Source organism: Tardiphaga robiniae, from assembly GCF_013359755.1.
GTDB classification, from domain to species: Bacteria; Pseudomonadota; Alphaproteobacteria; order Rhizobiales; family Xanthobacteraceae; genus Tardiphaga; species Tardiphaga robiniae.
Window position 1 is genome coordinate 47,321 of sequence record NZ_JABMCJ010000090.1, and the last position, 18,017, is coordinate 65,337.

An 18,017-nucleotide genomic window follows, 5' to 3' on the forward strand; every position below is an offset into this window, starting at 1 on the left:
GATCAGATTGCGCTCGCGCCTTCGTGCTGAAAGCCAAGATAGCTCGCCACCACGCGCTGGTTGCTGGCGATATCGCTGGCGGCGCCATCCAGGATGAACTCGCCGAGCTCCATCACATAAGCGCGGTCGGCGATCTTCAGTGCGGCCTGCGCGTTCTGCTCGACCAGCAGCACTGAGACGCCGGCAGCCTTCAGCTCGCTGACGATGCGGAAAATGTCGGCGACGATGATCGGGGCGAGGCCGAGGCTTGGTTCGTCGAGCATTAGCAGCTTCGGCGCGCCCATCAGTGCGCGGCCCATGGCCAGCATCTGCTGTTCGCCGCCCGATAATGTGCCGGCGAGCTGCTTGCGGCGTTCCTTGAGGCGCGGGAACAGGGTGTAGACGTGCTCGAAAGATCGCGCGGCAGTCGCCTTGTCGATACGGAAGGCGCCGAGCAGCAGGTTGTCTTCCACATTCATCGTGGCGAACAATTCGCGATGCTCGGGCACGAGGCTGAGGCCGGCAGCGACGCGGTCTTCGATGTCGATCTTGGAGACGTCATGTCCGGCGAATGCCACGCTACCCTTCAGCGGCAGGATACCCATCACCGCATTGAGCAGCGTGGTTTTGCCGGCGCCATTGGCGCCAATGATCGTGACGATCTCGTCGGTGCGAACCTCGAGATTGACCGCACGCACGGCCTCGACCTTGCCATAGGCGACATGCGCATCAGAGACTTGTAGCAACGCGCTCATGCGACCGCTCCCAGATAGGCCTTGATGACGTCGGGATTGGTCTTGATGTCAGCCGGTGTGCCCTCGGCGATCTTGGTACCGAAATCGAGCACCACGATGCGGTTGGCGAGATTCATGACGAAGCCCATGTCGTGTTCGACCAGCAGCACCGACATGCCGCCGTCGCGGAGCTGGCGCAGCAGCGATGCCAGTTGCTGCTTCTCCATGTGGCGCAAGCCGGCCGCGGGCTCGTCGAGCAGCAGCAGCATCGGATCGACGCAGAGTGCGCGGGCGATCTCGACGATGCGCTGCTGGCCGAGCGACAAGGATCCCGCAAGCTGGTTCATCTGGTCGCCGAGACCGACACGTTCGATCTGCTTGGCAGCTTCCGCGAGCAGCTTCGCTTCGTCGGCGCGGTCAAGCCTCAGCATGCTGGCGATAGCGCCCGAACGTCCGCGCAGATGCGCGCCGAGGGCGACGTTTTCCAGCACGGTCATATCGGGCACCAGCTTCACATGCTGGAAGGTACGGGCAATGCCGAGCTTGACGATCTCCTGCGGCGGCGCGCCGGACACACCCTTGCCGAGTACCGTGACCTTGCCGGCGGTTGCGGCCAGTACGCCGGTGATTAGGTTGAAGGTCGTACTCTTGCCGGCGCCGTTGGGGCCGATCAAAGCGACGATCTCGCGCGCCTGCACATTGAACGACACGTCGTTGACGGCGACGACGCCGCCGAACTGTTTGCGCGCCTTGTCGACCTGCAGCAAGACGCCGGTATCCGGACGGTGGTCGTTGCGGGCGGGCAGTGCATCGGCTGGCGCGGGGCGCTTGCGGCTGTCGCCGGCCGGCAGCCACGCGGTCAGCCACGGCCACATGCCAGTTGGCGCGAGTTGCAGCAGCGCGACGAGCAGGATGCCGAACACGATGGTTTCGAGCTGGCCTCCGCCGCCGCCGAAGATCAGCGGGAGATAGCTTTGAAGCACTTCCTTGAGGATCACGACCACGGCCGCACCGAGCACACCGCCCCAGACATAGCCGGCGCCGCCGACCACCGCGATGAACAGATATTCGATGCCAAGATGCGGTCCGAACGGCGTCGGATTCGCAGCGCGCTGGAAATGCGCGTAGAGCCAGCCGGACAGGCCGGCGAGAACTGCTGCGTAGATGAAGACCAAGAGCTTTGCGCGTGCGGTCTGTACGCCGAAGGCTTCGGCTGCGATATGGCCGCGGCGTAGCGCGCGGATGGCGCGGCCGGTCCGCGAGTCCAGAAGGTTCATCGACAGCAGCGCGCAGATGATGACCGCGATCCAGATCGGGAAATAGATCGAACCGGGATCCAGCATCTTCCACGTGCCGATCGACAGCGGCGGGATGCCCGAGATGCCGTCGTTACGGCCGAGGAATTCCAGCTTGCTGAACAGATAGAACAGGCTGATGCCCCAGGCGATGGTGCCGAGCGGAAGATAGTGGCCCGACAGACGCATGGTGATGATGCCGAGCAGTACCGCGGCGAGGCCCGAGACGATCAGTGACATCGGCAGCGTCAGCCACGGCGACATGCCATAGGCGGTGCTGAGATAGGCCGTCGTATAGGCGCCGAAACCGCAGAACGCCGCCTGGCCAAATGAGGTCAGGCCGCCGACGCCAGTGAGCAGCACGAGGCCCATGGCGACGAGCGCGGCGAGGCCGATATTGTCGAGCAGCACGATCCAGAATGGCGGCACGCCCGGCACGAACGGGATCGCAGCCATCACCAGCGCGAAGACGAGAATGGGAAGGAGACGCTGTCGCATGGCGCTTAATCCTTCTCTTCTTCGACTTCAGGTGCGGCGAGCGAGCGCAGCACCAAAACCGGAAGGATCAGCGTGAAGACGATGACCTCTTTGTAGTTGCTCGCATAGAAGGACGAGAATGCCTCGACGCAGCCGACCAGGATCGCGGCGGCAGCCGTCAGCGGATAGCTGACGAGGCCGCCGATGATCGCGGCGACGAAGCCCTTCAGGCCGATCAGGAAGCCGGTGTCGTAATAGAGCGTGGTGATCGGCACGATCAGAATGCCTGAGATGGCGCCGATGACCGAGGCCAGCAGGAATGCGATCTGACCCGACAGTGAGGTGCGGATGCCGGCGAGGCGAGCACCGAGGCGGTTTACCGCCGTGGCGCGCAGCGCTTTGCCATAAAGCGTGTAGCCGAAGAACAGCCACAACCCGACGATCAGCGCGATGGTGATGCCATAGACGGCGATGCTCTGGCCGGTGAAGCGCAGCGCGCCGATGGTGATGGCGTCAGACGAGATCGCAGGGCCGCGCTGGCCTTCGGCGCCGAAGAAGACGAGGCCAAACCCCTGCAGCGCGAGGTGGCAGCCCACCGAGGCGATCAGCAGTACCAGAACCGATGTGTGGGCGATCGGCTGGAACGCGATGCGATAGAGATAAAGGCCGATGGCGGCGACGATCAGCAGCGAAAGCGCGATGTTGAGGGCGATATTCCCCGGCCGTCCACCCAGCGCCCACATCACGCCCCAGATCGCCAGCGGGAACACGATATTGACCGCAATCGAGCGCAGTACGCGCCTGGCATGGAGCGCCTTGCGGAAGGTGAAGAGATCGAAGGCAAAGGCCACGACGCCCATGGCGACGGCGAGCTTGATGGTGCCAGGCATCTGGCCGGCCGAGAGGCTGGCATAGGTCAGCGCGCCAAAGGTGATGAATTCGCCCTGGGGGATCAGGATGATACGTGTGACCGCAAAGACCAGCACCAGGGCCAGCCCGAGCAGCGCATAAATCGCGCCATTGGTGATGCCGTCCTGCAAAAGGAACAGCAAAATCGTCGTATTCAAAGCCGCGCGCTCCCCCACACTGTCTGGCGCGCCGGATACCACAGGCGCGGGACGATCAACAATGGCGGTTGAAACCCGCCCTCTATTTGATATACTTCATAACGATTATTGAACATAATCTCAAGGCCTGTCGCACGTCGCCCAGGTGTTTCATTCAAGCCGCCGGGTATCGCGGAAAGCGAGCGATGACTGTTTCAAAGATGACGTCTCAGGATCAAGCCAAGCAGGTCGCGCCCGTCGGGTTCGACGAGGAGGGCGGTGCGCTGCAGCTCGGCGAACTGTCCGAACTGCTAGGCTATTCGCTGAAACGTGCGCAGTTGAAAGTGTTTGAAGACTTCCTACGCTGCATGGCGCCACTGCAGCTGACGCCGGCGCAGTTCTCGGTGCTGCTGCTGCTGGACAAGAACCCGGGCCGCAACCAGACCGAAATCGCCAATACGCTCGGCATTCTCCGTCCGAATTTCGTTTCGCTGCTTGACGCTCTCGAGAGTCGCGACTTGCTGACGCGGATGCGCTCGCCGAGCGATCGCCGCTCCCACGTGCTGATGCTCACCGACAAGGGGCGTGCCACGCTGGCCCGCGCCAAGAAGCTGGTGGCGACGCGGCATGAAGCGCGGCTGATCGAGGTGCTGGGGCCGGCCGAGCACAAGGCGCTGCTCGGGATGATGGCGAAGATTGCCCGCGAGTTTTAGCCAAACACTCGTCATTCCGGGGCGGGACCGGCGCCGCAGGCGACGGGACCGAGCCCGGAACCTCGACATGTGACACTCATATCGGGATCGCCACTCCAAGTGGAGTGGCTGAGGTTCACGCGAGCGGCGCTCGCACGCCCCGGAATGACGGTGTGGGTTACCCCACCAAAATCACCCTGATATCATTCACATTGGTCAGCGTCGGCCCGGTCTGCAGCAGATCGCCTGTCGCGGTGAAGAACGTCGTCGCGTCGTTATTCGCCAGCGTTGCCTTCGCATCGAGCTTCTGTGCGCGCATTGCCTCGAACGTACGCGCATCGATGACCGCGCCGGCGGGATCGCTGGCGCTGCCGGCGCCGCCATCAGCGCCGTCGGTGTCGCCGGCGAGCGCGACGATGCCGGTGGTATCCTTGAAAGCATCCGCGAGCGCTAGCGCGTATTCCTGGTTCGGGCCGCCGCGGCCGTTGCCCGTGACGGTCACAGTGAGTTCGCCGCCGGAGAGGATCGCGAGCTTCTTGCCGTCGGCCTTGGCCTTAAGCGCCAGCTTCGCATGCTCGGCGGCAACCTCGCGCGCTTCGCCTTCGAGATCGGCGCCGAGATCGACAATCTCATAGCCGGCATCACTGGCCACCTTGATCGCGGCATCGAGTGACTCGCGCGGACGCGCGATCAGCTCAAAACGCGCACGTGCGAATGCGACGTCGTTCGGCTTCACGCTTTCATTGGCCTCATCGCTGAGCGCCGCCCGTACCGCGTCATCGATGGCGAGATTGAATTTCGCGATGATGGCACGGGCATCGGCCAGCGTTGTTGTATCCGGCACCGTCGGTCCCGATGCGATCACGGCGGGATCGTCATGCGGCACGTCGGAAATCGCCAGCGACACGATCTCGGCCTTCTGCCCAGCGCGGGCAAGGCGGCCGCCCTTGATACGCGACAGATGCTTGCGCACGGTGTTGATCTCGCCGATCACCGCGCCGGAGCGAAGTAGCGCGCGGTTGAGCTGCTGCTTCTGCTGGAAGGTGATGCCCGCCACAGGCGCGGTCCAGTTGGCGGAGCCGCCGCCCGAGATCAGCACCAGCAACAGGTCGTCGGCAGTGGCTTCCGCCGCGAGCTTGAGGCTGTCATCGGCACCCTTGAGGCCTGCTTCATCGGGCACGGGATGGCCGGCCTCGACCACATGAATGCGCCGTGTCGGCACCCCATGGCCATGGCGCGTGGTGGCGATGCCGGTGAGGCGCGCGGGATCGAGCTTCAGCGTGTCGAGATAATGCGCCTCTGCGGCAGCGGCCATGGCCGCGGCGCCCTTGCCGGCGGCGAGGCAGATGATGCGGCCTTTCGGCGGCGCCGGCAGGTGGGCGCTGAGGATGACATCGGGATGGGCCGCAGCAACTGCGGCATCGAAAATTGCGCGGAGCAGGGGGCGTTTGTCGGTCATGCTCGGGGTTATGCCGCTCTACGGCAGGGACGGCAAGCGCTTCCCCTCGCCCCCGGACGCGGCGCAGTCGCGACTGGTGGGAGAGGGTGGATCGAAGCGCCGAGCGGTTCGAGACGGGAGAGGGGGGCTTCGCTTAAGAAGCAAGGAGCCCTCTCCCGCCTTCGCTTCGCTCAGGCACCCTCTCCCGCGGCGCGCAGCTTCGCTGCGCTGGGGGAGAGGGGAAGTAAGAGCTAACCGCCCTTGCCGCTTTCGCCGAGTTCACCGGTCAGCACGTCGCCGAACAGTTTCCAGTTCTCACCCTCGAACCGCATCAGCTGCATCTGCTCAATGGGCGAGAAGTCGGTGGGCGAGGTGTTGACCTTGACGCCCGGCAGCAGCGTCGACTGCTGGACGTCTTTCAGGTTCGCCGCCTGCTTCATCACATTGGCGCGGGTGAGATCGTCGCCACACTGCTTGAGCAGGATCGCCATGGTCTCGGCGATATTGTAGCCGGACATCAGCGACGAATCCGACGGGTTGCCGTCCGGCACGTATTTGGCGAGAAATTCGCGATAGGCCTTGATGCCCGGATCGTCCTTCCACTGCGGGTCGGTGGCGTCCTTGGAGTAGTGCGCGGAGAGCAAGCCCTGCGCGTTCTCGAAGCCTGCGGGACGCAGCACCTGACCGATCGATACGCTGACGCCCGGAACGATCATGGTCGGCTTCCAGCCGAGTTCGGCGATCTTCTTGATGGTCTGTGCGGCAAACTTCGGCGTCGCGAAGATGATGACAACGTCGGGATTGAGCGACTTCATCTTGACGATGTGGGAATCCACGGTCGGCTCGGTGAGCTCATAACTCTCCTCGATGACGATGGACGAGGCCTTGTCGCCAAGGCCGTCTTTGACGCCCTTCAGGTAGTCCTTTCCGAAGTCGTCATTCTGATAGAGCACGCCGATCTTGGCGCCGGCCTTTTCCTTCAGCAGGTACTTGGCGTAGATGCGGCCTTCGCTCTGGTAGCTGGGCAGCCAGCCCATGGTCCAGGGGAAGTTCTTCGGGTCGGCCCATTTGGTAGCGCCGGTGGCGAGGAACAGCTGCGGCACCCTCTTGGCGTTGAGATATTTCTGGATCGCCGTATTGGACGGCGTGCCGAGCGCCGAGAACATCAAGAGCACTTCGTCGGACTCGACGAGCTTGCGGGTCTGCTCGACAGCCTTCGGCGGCGAATAGGCATCATCATAGCTGACGTAGTTGATCATGCGGCCGTTGATGCCGCCCTGATCGTTGATCATCTTGAAATAGCCTGCCTGCGCCTTGCCCACCGCGCCATAGGCCGAAGCGGGGCCGCTGTAGGGCACGATATTGCCGAGCTTGATTTCGGTGTCGCTGGCGCCGGTGTCGTATTTCTTTTGGGCGAGGACGTGGGTCGAGGAAACGACGAGCAACACGGTGGCGGCCGAGAGCGACAACAGCCGCGCGGACGTGGCAGACATTTGAGTTCCTTCCCTTGCTTGCAAGGCGAGATTTTCTTGTTCTGCAGGCTCTTTTGCGCCTGCGAGATAGTCATACCGCGATTGCACAATGGCTCAAATGGAAAGCGACCAAAAACGCAATAAGGCCCGCGCCGTTTTTGACGCGGGCCTCACGTATTTTCCGTTATGTGGAATGAGGGCGATCAGCCGCCTACATCAGCGCTAATGACCTCGCCGAACAGCTCCCATTTATCGCCTTTGAAACGCATCAGCTGAAGCTGGCTGATCGGCGCGAAGTCGGTCGCAGATGTGTTGATCTTGATGCCGGGCAGCAGCACCTCGGTTCGGAAGTCCTTCAGGCTGGCCGCCTGCTTCATGACGTTTTCGCGGGTCAGGTTGTCACCGCACTTCTTGAGAACCTCAACCAGCGTCTGGGCGACCCCGTAACCGGTGACGATCAATCCATCGAGCTTGTTGCCTTCCGGAAAATCTTTGTCGAGGAAGGCGAGAAATTCCTTCATGCCGGGGTCGTTGTTCCACTGGGTGTCCGCGACGTCCTTCAGATACGCAGCGGAAATAATGTCCTGCGAGTTTTCGAAGCCGGCCGGCTTCATCACGCTGCCGATCGAGTTGGACACGTTGTTGAGGAAGTGCATCGGTTTCCAGCCGATCTCGGCGGCCTTCTTGATAGCCTGCGCCGCAAATTTCGGCGTCGTGATGTTGACGAATACGTCGGCGTTCAACGACTTCAGCTTGACGATGTGATTGTCGATGGTCGGCTCGGAGGTCTCGTAGCTCTCCTCCACTACGATCATCGAGGCGGCCTTTGCGCCAAGGCCGTCCTTCAGACCTTTGAGATAGTCCTTGCCATAGTCATCGTTCTGGTAAAGGACGGCAATCTTCGCGCCGGGCTTTTCCTTCAGAAGATATTTCGCATAGATCTGCGTCTCGCTCTGGTAGTTGGGCTGCCAGCCCATGGTCCAGGGGAAGTCCTTCGGGTCGTTCCACTTCGTGGCGCCGGTGGCCACGAACAGTTGCGGCACCTTCTTGCTGTTCATGTATTTCTGGATCGCCGAGTTCGGCGGTGTGCCGAGCGAGTTGAACACCAGCAGAACTTCGTCCGATTCCACCAGCTTGCGCGCCTGCTCGACGGTTTTTGGCGGCGAATAGGCATCGTCATAACTGATGAAGTTGATCTTGCGGCCGTTGATGCCGCCAGCAGCATTGATCTTCTTGAAGTAGGCTTCCTCGGTTTTTCCGATCACGCCATAGGCGGAGGCGGGTCCGCTATAGGGCATGATGTTGCCGATCTTGATTTCGGTATCTGAGGCGCCGGTGTCATATTTTTTCTGGGCGAGCGCCCCGGTGGCGGACGCGGCGAGCAAAGCCAAGCCAGCCAAAGAGGCGGCTGAAAACGCGGCCAAACGCAAGTGCATTGCGGGCATTTCTGATCTCCCTGATCAATTGTGATGTGTCACGTTTCTTGACGTGGAGCTCTGCGGCTCCTGAGAGCATTCAACACCCACCTGCATGTCGCAGCAAGAAAAAGCCCCCGCGACGATGTCGCGGGGGCGGTATAATTCGTGTTCGCTGATGCAGCAGAGCTGCTGCCGCAGCCGAGCTATTGCGTGACGGCGTCGGCGCTGAAGATCTCGCCGAAGCGCTCCCATTTGTCGCCCTTGAAACGCTGCATCTGCAATTGCGAGATCGGCGCGAAATCGGTGGGCGAGGTATTGATGGTGATGCCCGGCAGCAGCGTGTCGGGGGTAAAGTCCTTCAGGCTGGCGGTCTGCTTCATGACATTCGCCCGGGTCAGGTCGTCGCCGCACATCTGCAGCACCTTGACCAGCGTCTGCGCAGCACCATAGCCATAGACCGTGCTCGAATCCGCCTTGTTGGCGTCCGGCATGTATTTGTCGAGGAACGCATTCCACTTCTTCATGCCGGGATCGTCCTTCCACTGCGAGTCGGTACCGTCCTTGGTGTAGGAGGCCGACAGCACGCCCTGCGCATTGTCGAAGCCGGCGGGCTGCATCACGGCTCCTACGGAGACGCTGACATTGGCGAGGATCTGCAACGGCTTCCAGCCAAGCTCGGCGGTCTTCTTGATAGTCTGTGCCGCGAATTTTGGCGTCGTGAAGATCATTAGCACGTCGGGGTTCGCAGCTTTCAGCTTCACTACATGAGTGTCAATGGTCGGCTCGGCGATCTCGTAGCTGTCCTCGATGGCGATCATCGATGCTGCCTTGTCGCCGAGACCGTCCTTGAAGCCCTTCAGATAGTCCTTGCCGAAATCGTCGTTCTGGTAAAGCACGCCGATTTTCGCGTTCGGCTTCTCCTTCAGAAGATACTTCGCATAGATCTGCGCTTCGCTCTGATAGGAGGGCTGCCAGCCGATCGTCCACGGGAAGTTCTTCGGATCGTTCCACTTGGTGGCGCCGGTGGCAACGAAAAGCTGCGGCACTTTCTTGCCGTTCAGATATTTCTGGATCGCGGTGTTCGAGGGCGTACCCAGTGGATTGAACACCACCAGCACCTCGTCGGATTCGACCAGCCTTCGCACCTGCTCCACGGCTTTCGGCGGCGAATAGGCGTCGTCGTAACTGATGAAATTGATCTTGCGTCCGTTGATGCCGCCCTGTGCGTTGATCATATTGAAATAGGCGGTCTCGGTTTTGCCGATCGTTCCATAGGCAGATGCGGGGCCGCTGTAAGGAATGATGTTGCCGATCTTGATTTCAGTATCGGTGGCGCCGGTGTCGTATTTCTTTTGCGCGAGCGCGCCGGACACACTGGCGGCGGCCAGAAGCGCCATAGCAGCAGGCAGTGCTGCAAGGCGCATGGATCGTGCGAGCATCATGGATCTCCGTGATCATTTCTTCCCAGGTCTTTGGTGGAGTTCTGCGACTCCTGTCCGCATTGAATACCCCTGATGCGCCAGCCACAAGAATAAGCCCCTGCGACCAAATCGCAGGGGCTCCGTTATTTCAGTGGTGCAGTGCAAAGTGCTGCGGCACTAGTCCGGCGCAGTTGTATCGGCATTGATCACGTCGCCGAACAGCTCCCACTTGTCACCCTTGAAGCGCATCATCCGCAACTGCGCGATCGGCGCATAGTCGGTGGCCGAGGTGGAGATGGTAATGCCCGGCAGCAGCGTGTCTGGCGCGAAGTCCTTCAGGCTTGCCGCCTGCTTCATGACATTCTCGCGGGTCAGGTTGTCACCGCACATCTCCAGCACCTTCACTAGTGTCTGCGCGGCGCCATAACCGTAGACGAGGCTGTTGTCGGTGCGATCGGCGCCCGGCATGTATTTGTCGATGAAGGCCGACCATTTCTTCATGCCCGCATCGTCTTTCCATTGCGAATCCGCGCCGTCCTTGCGGTAGTCGGCCGACAGGACGCCCTCTGCATTGGCAAAGCCTGCCGGCTGCATCACTGCTCCGACGGAGACGCTGACATTGGTCACGAGCTGCAGCGGCTTCCAGCCGAGTTCACCGATCTTCTTGATGCCTTGAGCCGCGAATTTCGGCGTTACGAAATGGACGACAACATCAGGATTGAGCGACTTCACTTTCACGATGTGGGAATCGATGGTCGGCTCGGAAATCTCATAGCTCTCTTCCGTGACCAGCATCGTGGCAGCCTTGGCACCCAGCGCGTCTTTGAACGCCTTCTGGTAGTCCTTGCCGAAATCGTCGTTCTGATAGATCACCGCGACCTTGGCGTCCGGCTTCTCCTTCATCAGATATTTTGCGTAGATTTGTGCTTCGACCGCGTAGCTCGGCTGCCAGCCCATCGTCCACGGGAAGTGCTTCGGATCGTTCCACTTGCTGGCGCCGGTGGCGACGAAGAGTTGCGGCACCTTCTTGGCATTCATGTATTTCTGGAACGCGGTATTCGACGGCGTGCCGAGCGAATTGAAGATGAACAGTGCCTCGTCGCTTTCGACCAGCTTGCGGGCCTGTTCGACCGCCTTGGGCGGCGAATAGGCGTCGTCGTAGCTGATGAAATTGATCTTGCGGCCGTTGATGCCGCCCTGGTCATTGATCATTTTGAAATAGGCGGTTTCGGTCTTGCCGATCAGTCCGTAGGACGAGGCAGGGCCGCTATACGGCATAATGTTGCCGATCGTGATTTCGGTGTCAGTGGCGCCGGTGTCGTATTTCTTCTGGGCCAGCGCGCTGCCGCTGGCCGCGACGCTGAGGGCCGCGGCAACCGATAGAGCCAGTGCGCGCGATCGGATCGAAGGCATTTCAGAACTCCCTGATTTTTATTCGTCTTGTTTTGCGGGCCTTTGCGGCTCCGGCCGGATTGAACACCGTTCACGTGTATGCGGCAACAAAAAGCCCCTCGCCATGACACCGCGAAGGGCTGCTTTATTGGGCAATGGATATGCCATCCCCCGGTATAATTCAGCGGCTGATCTCGCCCGAGATCACAGGGCCAAATAGCTCCCATTTGTCGCCCTTGAAGCGCATCATCTGCAACTGTTCGATCGGGTAGAAATCAGTCGCGGACGTGTTGAGCTTGACGCCGGGCAGCATCGTGTCCGGCGCGAAGTCCTTCAGGCGGGCGGCTTGCTTCATTACATTGGCACGGGTGAGATCGTCGCCTGCCTGCTTCAGCACCTGAACCATGGTCTGAGCTGCGCCGTAGCCATAGACCACGGAGATGTCGTTGCGGCGGGCGTCCGGCGCGTATTTGGCGAGGAACGTATAGAAGCGCTGCATGCCGGGGTCATTGTCCCATTGCGGATCTGAGCCGTCCTTGGCGTAATAGGCCGACAGGATGCCTTGCGAACTCTCCTGTCCCGCCGGTTTCAGCACGGAACTGATCGACGCGCTGGCATAGCCCTGGATGTAGAGCGGCTTCCAGCCGAGTTCAGCCACCTTGCGGATACTCTGGACCGCCGACTTCGGTGTCGTGACGCTGATGAAGGTATCGGCGCCGGAGGCTTTCAGATTGATGATGTGGGAGTCGATGGTCGGCTCGGTGACCTCATAGCTTTCGGCGGCGATCAGCATGCCCCCAGCTTTGTCGCCGAGACCATCTTTCAGGCCCTTCAGCACGTCCTTGCCGAGGTCGTCGTTCTGATAGAGCACCGCGATCTTCGCGTCGGGCTTTTCCTTCAGCAGATATTTCGCATAGATGCGGCCCTCGCTCTCATAGGGCGGCTGCCACGCCATGGTCCACGGGAAAGCCTTGTGATTTCCGAAATAGGTCGCGCCGGCGGCGACGAACAGTTGCGGCACTTTCTTGATGTTGAGATATTTCTGGATCGCCGCATTGGACGGCGTGCCTAGTGGATTGAACACGACGAGCACCTCGTCGGATTCGACCAGCTTGCGGGCCTGCTCGACGGCCTTGGACGGATTATAGGCATCGTCATAGCTGATGAAACTGATCTTGCGGCCGTTGATGCCGCCCTGATCGTTGATCATGCGGAAATAGGCAGCCTCGATGATGCCCGCGATGCCATAGGCTGAAGCCGGCCCGCTATAGGGCATGATGTTGCCGATCTTGATCTCGGTGTCGGATGCGCCGGGATCGTATTGCTTCTGCGCGAGGGCATGGCCGGCGCAAGCGAGGCTCAGTGCCGCGGTAAGCGAGATGGTTCGTGGTCGAAAGGCAGGCATCCCGGGTTGGTCCTCGTACAGCAGTCGCGAGGCGTTCATGGCATGTGCATCAACAAAAATCCCCGGCGATGTGAGCGCGAGGGGCACTTTCTGTGTGGCGGAAAGATGGTGGCGGTTCTTCGCCCCGATTGCGGAAGAAGTCGGCGCGCTGCTGATACACTCATACCAACTCGCACAAAAAAAGCGGCCACCGAAGTGACCGCTTGTCTTGCTTCAATTGTCGGATCGAACTAACCGCCCGATCCGCCGATCACTGCGCGGACGGTATCGTCCGGGCCGAAATCTTCCGCGCCATCCACATAGAGAAGAGCGCTGAGCTTCGAACGCGCGCGGTTGACGCGGCTCTTGATGGTGCCGACGGCGCAGCCGCAGATTGTGGCCGCGTCCTCATAGGAGAAGCCCGATGCGCCGACGAGAATAAGCGCTTCGCGCTGATCTTGCGGAAGCTTCTCAAGCGCCGCGCGAAACTCCTCAAATTCCAGATGGGCGTTTTGTGCCGGCTGGGTCTTCAGAGTCTTGGCATAGCTACCGTCCGCATCCTCAACTTCCCGTCGCCGCTTGCGATAGTCCGACCGGAACAGGTTGCGCAGAATGGTGAACAACCACGCAGGGAGATTCGAGCCGACCTGGAAGGAGTCGATATTGGCGAGAGCGCGCAACAGCGTTTCCTGAACGAGGTCGTCGGCCCGGTCGCCGTTGCCGGAGAGCGAGATCGCGAAGGCGCGCAGGCTAGGCACCGACGCCAGAATGTCGTCGCGGAGTGAGTCTGTGAGAGGCATTATTCCCCTCCTTCATTTTTGCCAGGATCGCCAGCGATCTGGGCTTGAGCCTCAGCCCCGTCCAGCTTGCGGATCAGCTCCGCAAATCGGTCCGGCACACCCTGTCGCACGACATCGTCGTACATGGCGCGCAACTGATGCCCGATCCGTGACTGGATTTCGGCGTTTAATCCGCCCTTTGGCTTCACATCTTTCATGACCCGTTCCACATTCCCCAGAAGACATATCCCTGGAATTTGAGAAATTTTCTTGATTTTTGAAGCCTTTGCGGCGTCTGTCGGCGATCTAATGCGGAGCGTGGCCGAAAGTTCCGACCCGATGGAACTTTTGTCTGGCTGGGGCGTAAACAAGCACAACGAGGGAGCCGGATTGTATCCGAATACCCCTTCGACTTTGACGTAGAGTCGTCTTTGACCAGACAGGATGGAGTGGGGATGTCCCGATCACAGCTCGTAGCTGAACACTTGCCGCTGTTGCGGCGCTATGCCCGCGCCCTCACAGGTAACCAGGCCTCAGGCGATGCCTATGTAGGCGCCATGCTGGAAGCGTTGCTACAGGACCAGTCGTTGCTCGACGAGCAACACGGGGCCCGTGCCGGCTTGTTTCGTCTGTTCACCCAGATTTGGAACTCTGTCGCCTTGAACGACAATCCGGACGTCGCGCCGCTGCAGGCCGCCTCCGAGAAGCGCATTTCCAACATCACCCCGCTGCCACGACAGGCCTTCCTGTTGCTGTCGCTCGAAGGCTTCTCGGAAGAGGAAGTCGCCTTCGTACTCGATGCTGATGTGGCGGAAGTGCGTACGCTGGCCGATACGGCCGGCCGAGAAATGGCCGCCGAAATCGCCACCGACGTTCTCATCATCGAGGACGAGACCTTCATCGCGATGGATCTCGAAAGCCTCGTGAAGAATCTCGGTCATAACGTCATCGGCGTTGCACGCACCCATGCAGATGCGGTGGCGCTCGCGAAGAACAAGAAGCCCGGCCTGATCCTCGCTGATATCCAGCTCGCCGATGGCAGCTCGGGTCTTGACGCGGTGAACGAGTTGCTGCGCATCTTCGAAGTGCCGGTGGTCTTCATCACCGCCTATCCGGAGCGTTTTCTAACCGGCGAACGTCCGGAGCCGGCCTTCCTGATCTCGAAGCCGTTCCAGCCCGCGATGGTCTCGGCCGTCGCCAGCCAGGCGCTGTTCTTCCAGCGCAACTCAAAGAACAAGACGGCCAAGGCGTCCTGATTTCAAGGCGTCCTGATTTCAAGGCGTCCTAGCTTCGGGACGCCCTGATCTCGCTGGTATTGATTGACATCGAAGCGGCTGGGCCATGTGCCCGGCCGCTTTCGTTTGGCCAGAAGCCATCCAGAGCGCGCCGGATGATACCTGCTCAATAAGTCCTCTTCGCTTGCGCAAACTATCAGCGGGCAGAAGGAGGGGGCTGACAGTATTGTGTTGATGCAGCGATCAATGCCGATATCATCCCTCGATAAGCGGCAAATTGCCACGTCCCGCAGGGCTCATAGGCTTTGACGGGCTGGCGGGGCTGCGTGACCCTTCTGGTCGAACCGGTGCGCATGAACTCAACTGCCGACGCTGAACCTCATATCTATCAATCCACAGTGACACGCCCCGTTGCGGTCGATGTCAGCAAGGTGTCGCTCACTTTCGATACGGCCGACGGCAAGGTCGAAGCGCTATCCAATGTCGATCTGCAAATCAGTGGTGGGGAGTTCGTCTCCTTCATCGGTCCCTCCGGCTGCGGCAAGACCACGCTGCTGCGTGTGATCGCGGACCTGCAGCAACCAAGCTCTGGTAGCGTCACGGTCAATGGCATGAGTGCCGAGCAGGCGCGGCTCGGGCGCAATTACGGTTATGTATTTCAGGCGCCGGCGCTGTTTCCCTGGCGCAGCATCGAGGCCAATCTCAAGCTGCCGCTGGAGCTGATGGGCTTTTCGCCGACCGAACAAAAGCAGCGCGCCGCGCGCTACCTCGACCTCGTCAATCTCACCGGATTTGAACGCAAGTTTCCCTGGCAGCTCTCCGGCGGCATGCAGCAGCGGGTTTCCATCGCACGGGCGCTGTCGTTCGATCCCGAATTGCTGCTAATGGACGAGCCGTTCGGAGCACTGGATGAGATCGTGCGCGATCATCTCAACGAACAGCTCCTGCAGCTCTGGGCCAAGACCCGCAAGACCGTGTTGTTCGTGACGCATTCGATTCCCGAAGCGGTGTTTCTTTCCACCAAGATCGTGGTGATGTCGCCGCGGCCGGGCCGTATCACTGATATCATCGACTGCAATTTCCGGCGCGACCGCACGCTGGAAATTCGCGAGACGCCGGAATTCATGGCGATCGCGCAGCGCGTGCGCACCGGGCTGCGCGCCGGACATTCCTATGACGAGTAGCACGGTGGATACGATGCCGGTCGCGCGTGCGGCATGGCGCACGCATCCGCTGGTCAAGCGTAGCGCGCCGGTGGTGACCATTGTCGCGGTGCTGATCGTCGTCTGGTACATCGGCGCCGTGCTGATGAACCTGTCGCTTGTGCGCGGCGGCTTCGAGCGCGAGGAAGCGCCTTACACGACGATGGAATTGCTGGAAGGCACCATGAGCGCGGAACGGCCGCTGCTGCCGGCGCCGCATCAGGTGGTCGGTGCTTTCATCGACGGCGTGTTCGGCTATGCGCCGACGGCGCCGCGTAGCCTCGTCTATCATTCCATGGTGACGCTGTCGGCGACGCTGCTCGGCTTCGCGCTGGGCGCGCTGCTCGGCATCGTGCTGGCGCTCGCCATCGTGCACAGCCGCGTGCTGGAGCGTAGCCTGATGCCGTGGATCATCTGCTCGCAGATGGTGCCCATATTGGCGCTGGCGCCGATCTTCATTGTGGTGCTCGGTGCCATCGGCCTACAGGGCCTGCTGCCGAAATCGATTATCTCGGCCTATCTGAGCTTCTTCCCCATCACCATCGGCATGGTGAAAGGCTTCACCTCGCCCGATCCGATGCAGATGGATCTGATGCGGACATGGTCGGCGACATCTAGGCAGGTGCTGTCGAAACTGCGCTGGCCCTCGGCGGTGCCCTATCTCTTTGCCAGCCTCAAGGTCGCCATCACCATTTCGCTGATCGGCGCCATCGTCGCGGAATTGCCGACCGGCGCGGAAGCCGGCATCGGTGCACGCCTGCTGGCCGGCTCCTATTACGGCCAGACCATCCAGATCTGGTCGGCGCTGGTTGCCGCAGCCGTTTTGGCTTCTGGTTTGATCGCTATCGTCAGCTATGCCGAACGCAAGGTGGCGCAGCGGATGGGCGCGCGGTCATGAATCGTCGCCAGATCCGCCTGGGCTTCATCATGTCGGCGGTGTGCGTGCTGATCACACTGATGCTGCCATTGCCGCTCTCGGGTGTGCCTGTCGCCGCGCTGATGGCGCGCCCGCTGACGTTTCTGCTGACCGGCGTCATCGTGCTTGTGTTCGCTTTCGCTGCCGGCTTCCGTGGCCTGCCTGCCATCGTGATCGGGCTTGTCGGGGCAGGCATCACTGCGGATATGACACTGATGCTGCTCCGCGATCCCTTGATCGCCGGCGATGCGGCATCAGGCTTCTGGATGGTGGTGATCGGCGTCTGGCTGGCGTCGTGGATCTGCGTTGTTGCGCTGGCCGGGCTGAGGCCGCGCAGCAGTGTATTCCGCAAGGCTATCGATCTGGCCATCCCGCTGCTGTTCGGTGCGGCCGTGTTCTATCTCTGGGAGGTCGTGGTGCGCGGGGCTGGCGTGCCGCCAGTGCTGCTGCCGTCGCCGAGCGCTGCCGCTGTGAAATTCATGGCGTCGCTGCCGATATTGGGCGCGGATTTCGTGCAGACCTTCATCCGTGGTGTGCTGATCGGCTATGCCATCGGCTGCGGCGCCGGGCTTCTGGTGGCGATCCTCGCGCATCGCTTTGAATTTCTCGGCCGCGGGCTGCTACCCTTGGGTAACTTCTTCTCGGCACTGCCGCTGGTTGGCGTCGCGCCGATCATGGTCATGTGGTTCGGCTTCGACTGGCCGTCGAAGGCTGCCGTGGTGGCGCTGGTGACGTTCTTCCCGATGCTGGTAAATGCGTTGGCCGGTCTGCAAGCTGCCGGCGATATCGAGCGTGACCTGATGCGCTCTTACGGCGCGAGCTATGCCCAGACTCTCATCAAGTTGTATCTTCCCGCTGCTCTACCTTTCATCTTCAATGCACTGAAGATCAATGCCACACTGGCCCTGATCGGTGCCATCGTCGCGGAATTCTTCGGCACGCCGACGCAAGGCATCGGCTTTCGAATTTCCACCGAAGCCGGGCGCATGGCGCTCGATATGGTGTGGGCGGAGATCGCGCTGGCCGCGATCGCGGGAATGGCATTTTATGGACTTGTTGCGCTCGCCGAGCGCGTGACGACGTTTTGGCATCCATCGATGCGGACCTAGTTCGGCAGGTTCGCCAATTCTGGAGTTG

At 61.0% G+C, this 18,017-nt stretch carries 16 protein-coding genes; 5 read left to right on the forward strand and 11 right to left on the reverse strand.

The genetic code is table 11. From position 1 onward, the window contains the following. Positions 1–2: 2 nt before the first annotated feature. Genes HP556_RS20035 through HP556_RS20045 form a run of 3 tightly spaced genes read right to left on the reverse strand, consistent with a single transcriptional unit; the run spans position 3 to position 3,552 of the window. Positions 3–734: an ABC transporter ATP-binding protein gene (locus tag HP556_RS20035; RefSeq protein ID WP_175368283.1), complete on the reverse strand. Its 732-nt coding sequence runs from the start codon at positions 732–734 to the stop codon at positions 3–5. Beyond that, positions 731–2,506, reverse strand: a complete 1,776-nt coding sequence (locus HP556_RS20040) for a branched-chain amino acid ABC transporter ATP-binding protein/permease (RefSeq protein WP_175368284.1) — start codon at positions 2,504–2,506, stop codon at positions 731–733. Before HP556_RS20040 ends, HP556_RS20035 begins: the two co-directional genes overlap by 4 nt. 5 nt (positions 2,507–2,511) lie before the next feature. Continuing rightward, a complete protein-coding gene (locus HP556_RS20045) occupies positions 2,512–3,552 on the reverse strand; it encodes a branched-chain amino acid ABC transporter permease (RefSeq protein WP_175368285.1) in 1,041 nt (346 codons plus the stop codon). Positions 3,553–3,737: 185 nt separating this feature from the next. On the opposite strand from HP556_RS20045, the gene HP556_RS20050 reads away from it, so the two are divergent. Then, positions 3,738–4,244 (forward strand): MarR family winged helix-turn-helix transcriptional regulator, encoded by a 507-nt coding sequence (locus tag HP556_RS20050; protein ID WP_081421958.1) that lies wholly within the window; start codon positions 3,738–3,740, stop codon positions 4,242–4,244. Positions 4,245–4,401: 157 nt separating this feature from the next. On the opposite strand, the gene HP556_RS20055 is transcribed toward HP556_RS20050, so the two are convergent. The 8 genes from HP556_RS20055 to HP556_RS20090 form a co-directional block, all read right to left on the reverse strand. Next, positions 4,402–5,682 carry a glycerate kinase type-2 family protein gene (locus HP556_RS20055; RefSeq protein WP_175368286.1) on the reverse strand — a complete coding sequence of 427 codons (1,281 nt, stop codon included), beginning with the start codon at positions 5,680–5,682 and terminating at the stop codon, positions 4,402–4,404. Positions 5,683–5,912: 230 nt separating this feature from the next. Then, a complete protein-coding gene (locus HP556_RS20060) occupies positions 5,913–7,154 on the reverse strand; it encodes an ABC transporter substrate-binding protein (RefSeq protein ID WP_175368287.1) in 1,242 nt (413 codons plus the stop codon). Between the two features lie 182 nt (positions 7,155–7,336). Continuing rightward, a complete protein-coding gene (locus HP556_RS20065; RefSeq protein ID WP_175368288.1) occupies positions 7,337–8,578 on the reverse strand; it encodes an ABC transporter substrate-binding protein in 1,242 nt (413 codons plus the stop codon). A 176-nt stretch (positions 8,579–8,754) separates the two neighbouring features. Then, positions 8,755–9,990, reverse strand: coding sequence for an ABC transporter substrate-binding protein (locus tag HP556_RS20070; protein ID WP_420878683.1), 1,236 nt, complete (start codon positions 9,988–9,990; stop codon positions 8,755–8,757). Positions 9,991–10,149: 159 nt separating this feature from the next. Next, a complete protein-coding gene (locus HP556_RS20075) occupies positions 10,150–11,385 on the reverse strand; it encodes an ABC transporter substrate-binding protein (protein WP_175368290.1) in 1,236 nt (411 codons plus the stop codon). A 160-nt stretch (positions 11,386–11,545) separates the two neighbouring features. Further along, positions 11,546–12,769, reverse strand: coding sequence for an ABC transporter substrate-binding protein (locus tag HP556_RS20080; RefSeq protein WP_175368291.1), 1,224 nt, complete (start codon positions 12,767–12,769; stop codon positions 11,546–11,548). A 230-nt stretch (positions 12,770–12,999) separates the two neighbouring features. Then, positions 13,000–13,548: a sigma-70 family RNA polymerase sigma factor gene (locus tag HP556_RS20085; protein ID WP_068735058.1), complete on the reverse strand. Its 549-nt coding sequence runs from the start codon at positions 13,546–13,548 to the stop codon at positions 13,000–13,002. Beyond that, the gene (locus HP556_RS20090) at positions 13,548–13,745 is read right to left on the reverse strand and encodes a NepR family anti-sigma factor (protein ID WP_068735402.1); all 198 of its coding nucleotides are present in this window, start codon (positions 13,743–13,745) and stop codon (positions 13,548–13,550) included. The genes HP556_RS20085 and HP556_RS20090 overlap by 1 nt, the downstream gene beginning before the upstream one ends. A 237-nt stretch (positions 13,746–13,982) precedes the next feature. On the opposite strand from HP556_RS20090, the gene HP556_RS20095 reads away from it, so the two are divergent. The 4 genes from HP556_RS20095 (at position 13,983) to HP556_RS20110 (ending at position 17,989) form a co-directional block, all read left to right on the forward strand. After that, positions 13,983–14,783 carry a response regulator gene (locus HP556_RS20095; RefSeq protein WP_068735059.1) on the forward strand — a complete coding sequence of 267 codons (801 nt, stop codon included), beginning with the start codon at positions 13,983–13,985 and terminating at the stop codon, positions 14,781–14,783. A gap of 332 nt (positions 14,784–15,115) precedes the next feature. Beyond that, the gene (locus HP556_RS20100; RefSeq protein WP_120291931.1) at positions 15,116–15,946 is read left to right on the forward strand and encodes an ABC transporter ATP-binding protein; all 831 of its coding nucleotides are present in this window, start codon (positions 15,116–15,118) and stop codon (positions 15,944–15,946) included. Next, positions 15,936–16,862 (forward strand): ABC transporter permease, encoded by a 927-nt coding sequence (locus HP556_RS20105; RefSeq protein WP_175368292.1) that lies wholly within the window; start codon positions 15,936–15,938, stop codon positions 16,860–16,862. The genes HP556_RS20100 and HP556_RS20105 overlap by 11 nt, the downstream gene beginning before the upstream one ends. Continuing rightward, positions 16,859–17,989: an ABC transporter permease gene (locus HP556_RS20110; protein ID WP_420878684.1), complete on the forward strand. Its 1,131-nt coding sequence runs from the start codon at positions 16,859–16,861 to the stop codon at positions 17,987–17,989. Before HP556_RS20105 ends, HP556_RS20110 begins: the two co-directional genes overlap by 4 nt. The last annotated feature ends 28 nt before the right edge of the window (positions 17,990–18,017 follow it).

Bases quoted from the DNA above. Each gene is read 5' to 3' on its own strand.
- HP556_RS20035 (WP_175368283.1), bottom strand. From the start codon at position 734: ATGAGCGCGTTGCTACAAGTCTCTGATGCGCATGTCGCCTATGGCAAG.
- HP556_RS20040 (WP_175368284.1), bottom strand. From the start codon at position 2,506: ATGCGACAGCGTCTCCTTCCCATTCTCGTCTTCGCGCTGGTGATGGCT.
- HP556_RS20050 (WP_081421958.1), top strand. From the start codon at position 3,738: ATGACTGTTTCAAAGATGACGTCTCAGGATCAAGCCAAGCAGGTCGCG.
- HP556_RS20055 (WP_175368286.1), bottom strand. From the start codon at position 5,682: ATGACCGACAAACGCCCCCTGCTCCGCGCAATTTTCGATGCCGCAGTT.
- HP556_RS20060 (WP_175368287.1), bottom strand. From the start codon at position 7,154: ATGTCTGCCACGTCCGCGCGGCTGTTGTCGCTCTCGGCCGCCACCGTG.
- HP556_RS20065 (WP_175368288.1), bottom strand. From the start codon at position 8,578: ATGCCCGCAATGCACTTGCGTTTGGCCGCGTTTTCAGCCGCCTCTTTG.
- HP556_RS20070 (WP_420878683.1), bottom strand. From the start codon at position 9,990: ATGCTCGCACGATCCATGCGCCTTGCAGCACTGCCTGCTGCTATGGCG.
- HP556_RS20075 (WP_175368290.1), bottom strand. From the start codon at position 11,385: ATGCCTTCGATCCGATCGCGCGCACTGGCTCTATCGGTTGCCGCGGCC.
- HP556_RS20080 (WP_175368291.1), bottom strand. From the start codon at position 12,769: ATGCCTGCCTTTCGACCACGAACCATCTCGCTTACCGCGGCACTGAGC.
- HP556_RS20085 (WP_068735058.1), bottom strand. From the start codon at position 13,548: ATGCCTCTCACAGACTCACTCCGCGACGACATTCTGGCGTCGGTGCCT.
- HP556_RS20090 (WP_068735402.1), bottom strand. From the start codon at position 13,745: ATGAAAGATGTGAAGCCAAAGGGCGGATTAAACGCCGAAATCCAGTCA.
- HP556_RS20095 (WP_068735059.1), top strand. From the start codon at position 13,983: ATGTCCCGATCACAGCTCGTAGCTGAACACTTGCCGCTGTTGCGGCGC.
- HP556_RS20100 (WP_120291931.1), top strand. From the start codon at position 15,116: ATGAACTCAACTGCCGACGCTGAACCTCATATCTATCAATCCACAGTG.
- HP556_RS20105 (WP_175368292.1), top strand. From the start codon at position 15,936: ATGACGAGTAGCACGGTGGATACGATGCCGGTCGCGCGTGCGGCATGG.
- HP556_RS20110 (WP_420878684.1), top strand. From the start codon at position 16,859: ATGAATCGTCGCCAGATCCGCCTGGGCTTCATCATGTCGGCGGTGTGC.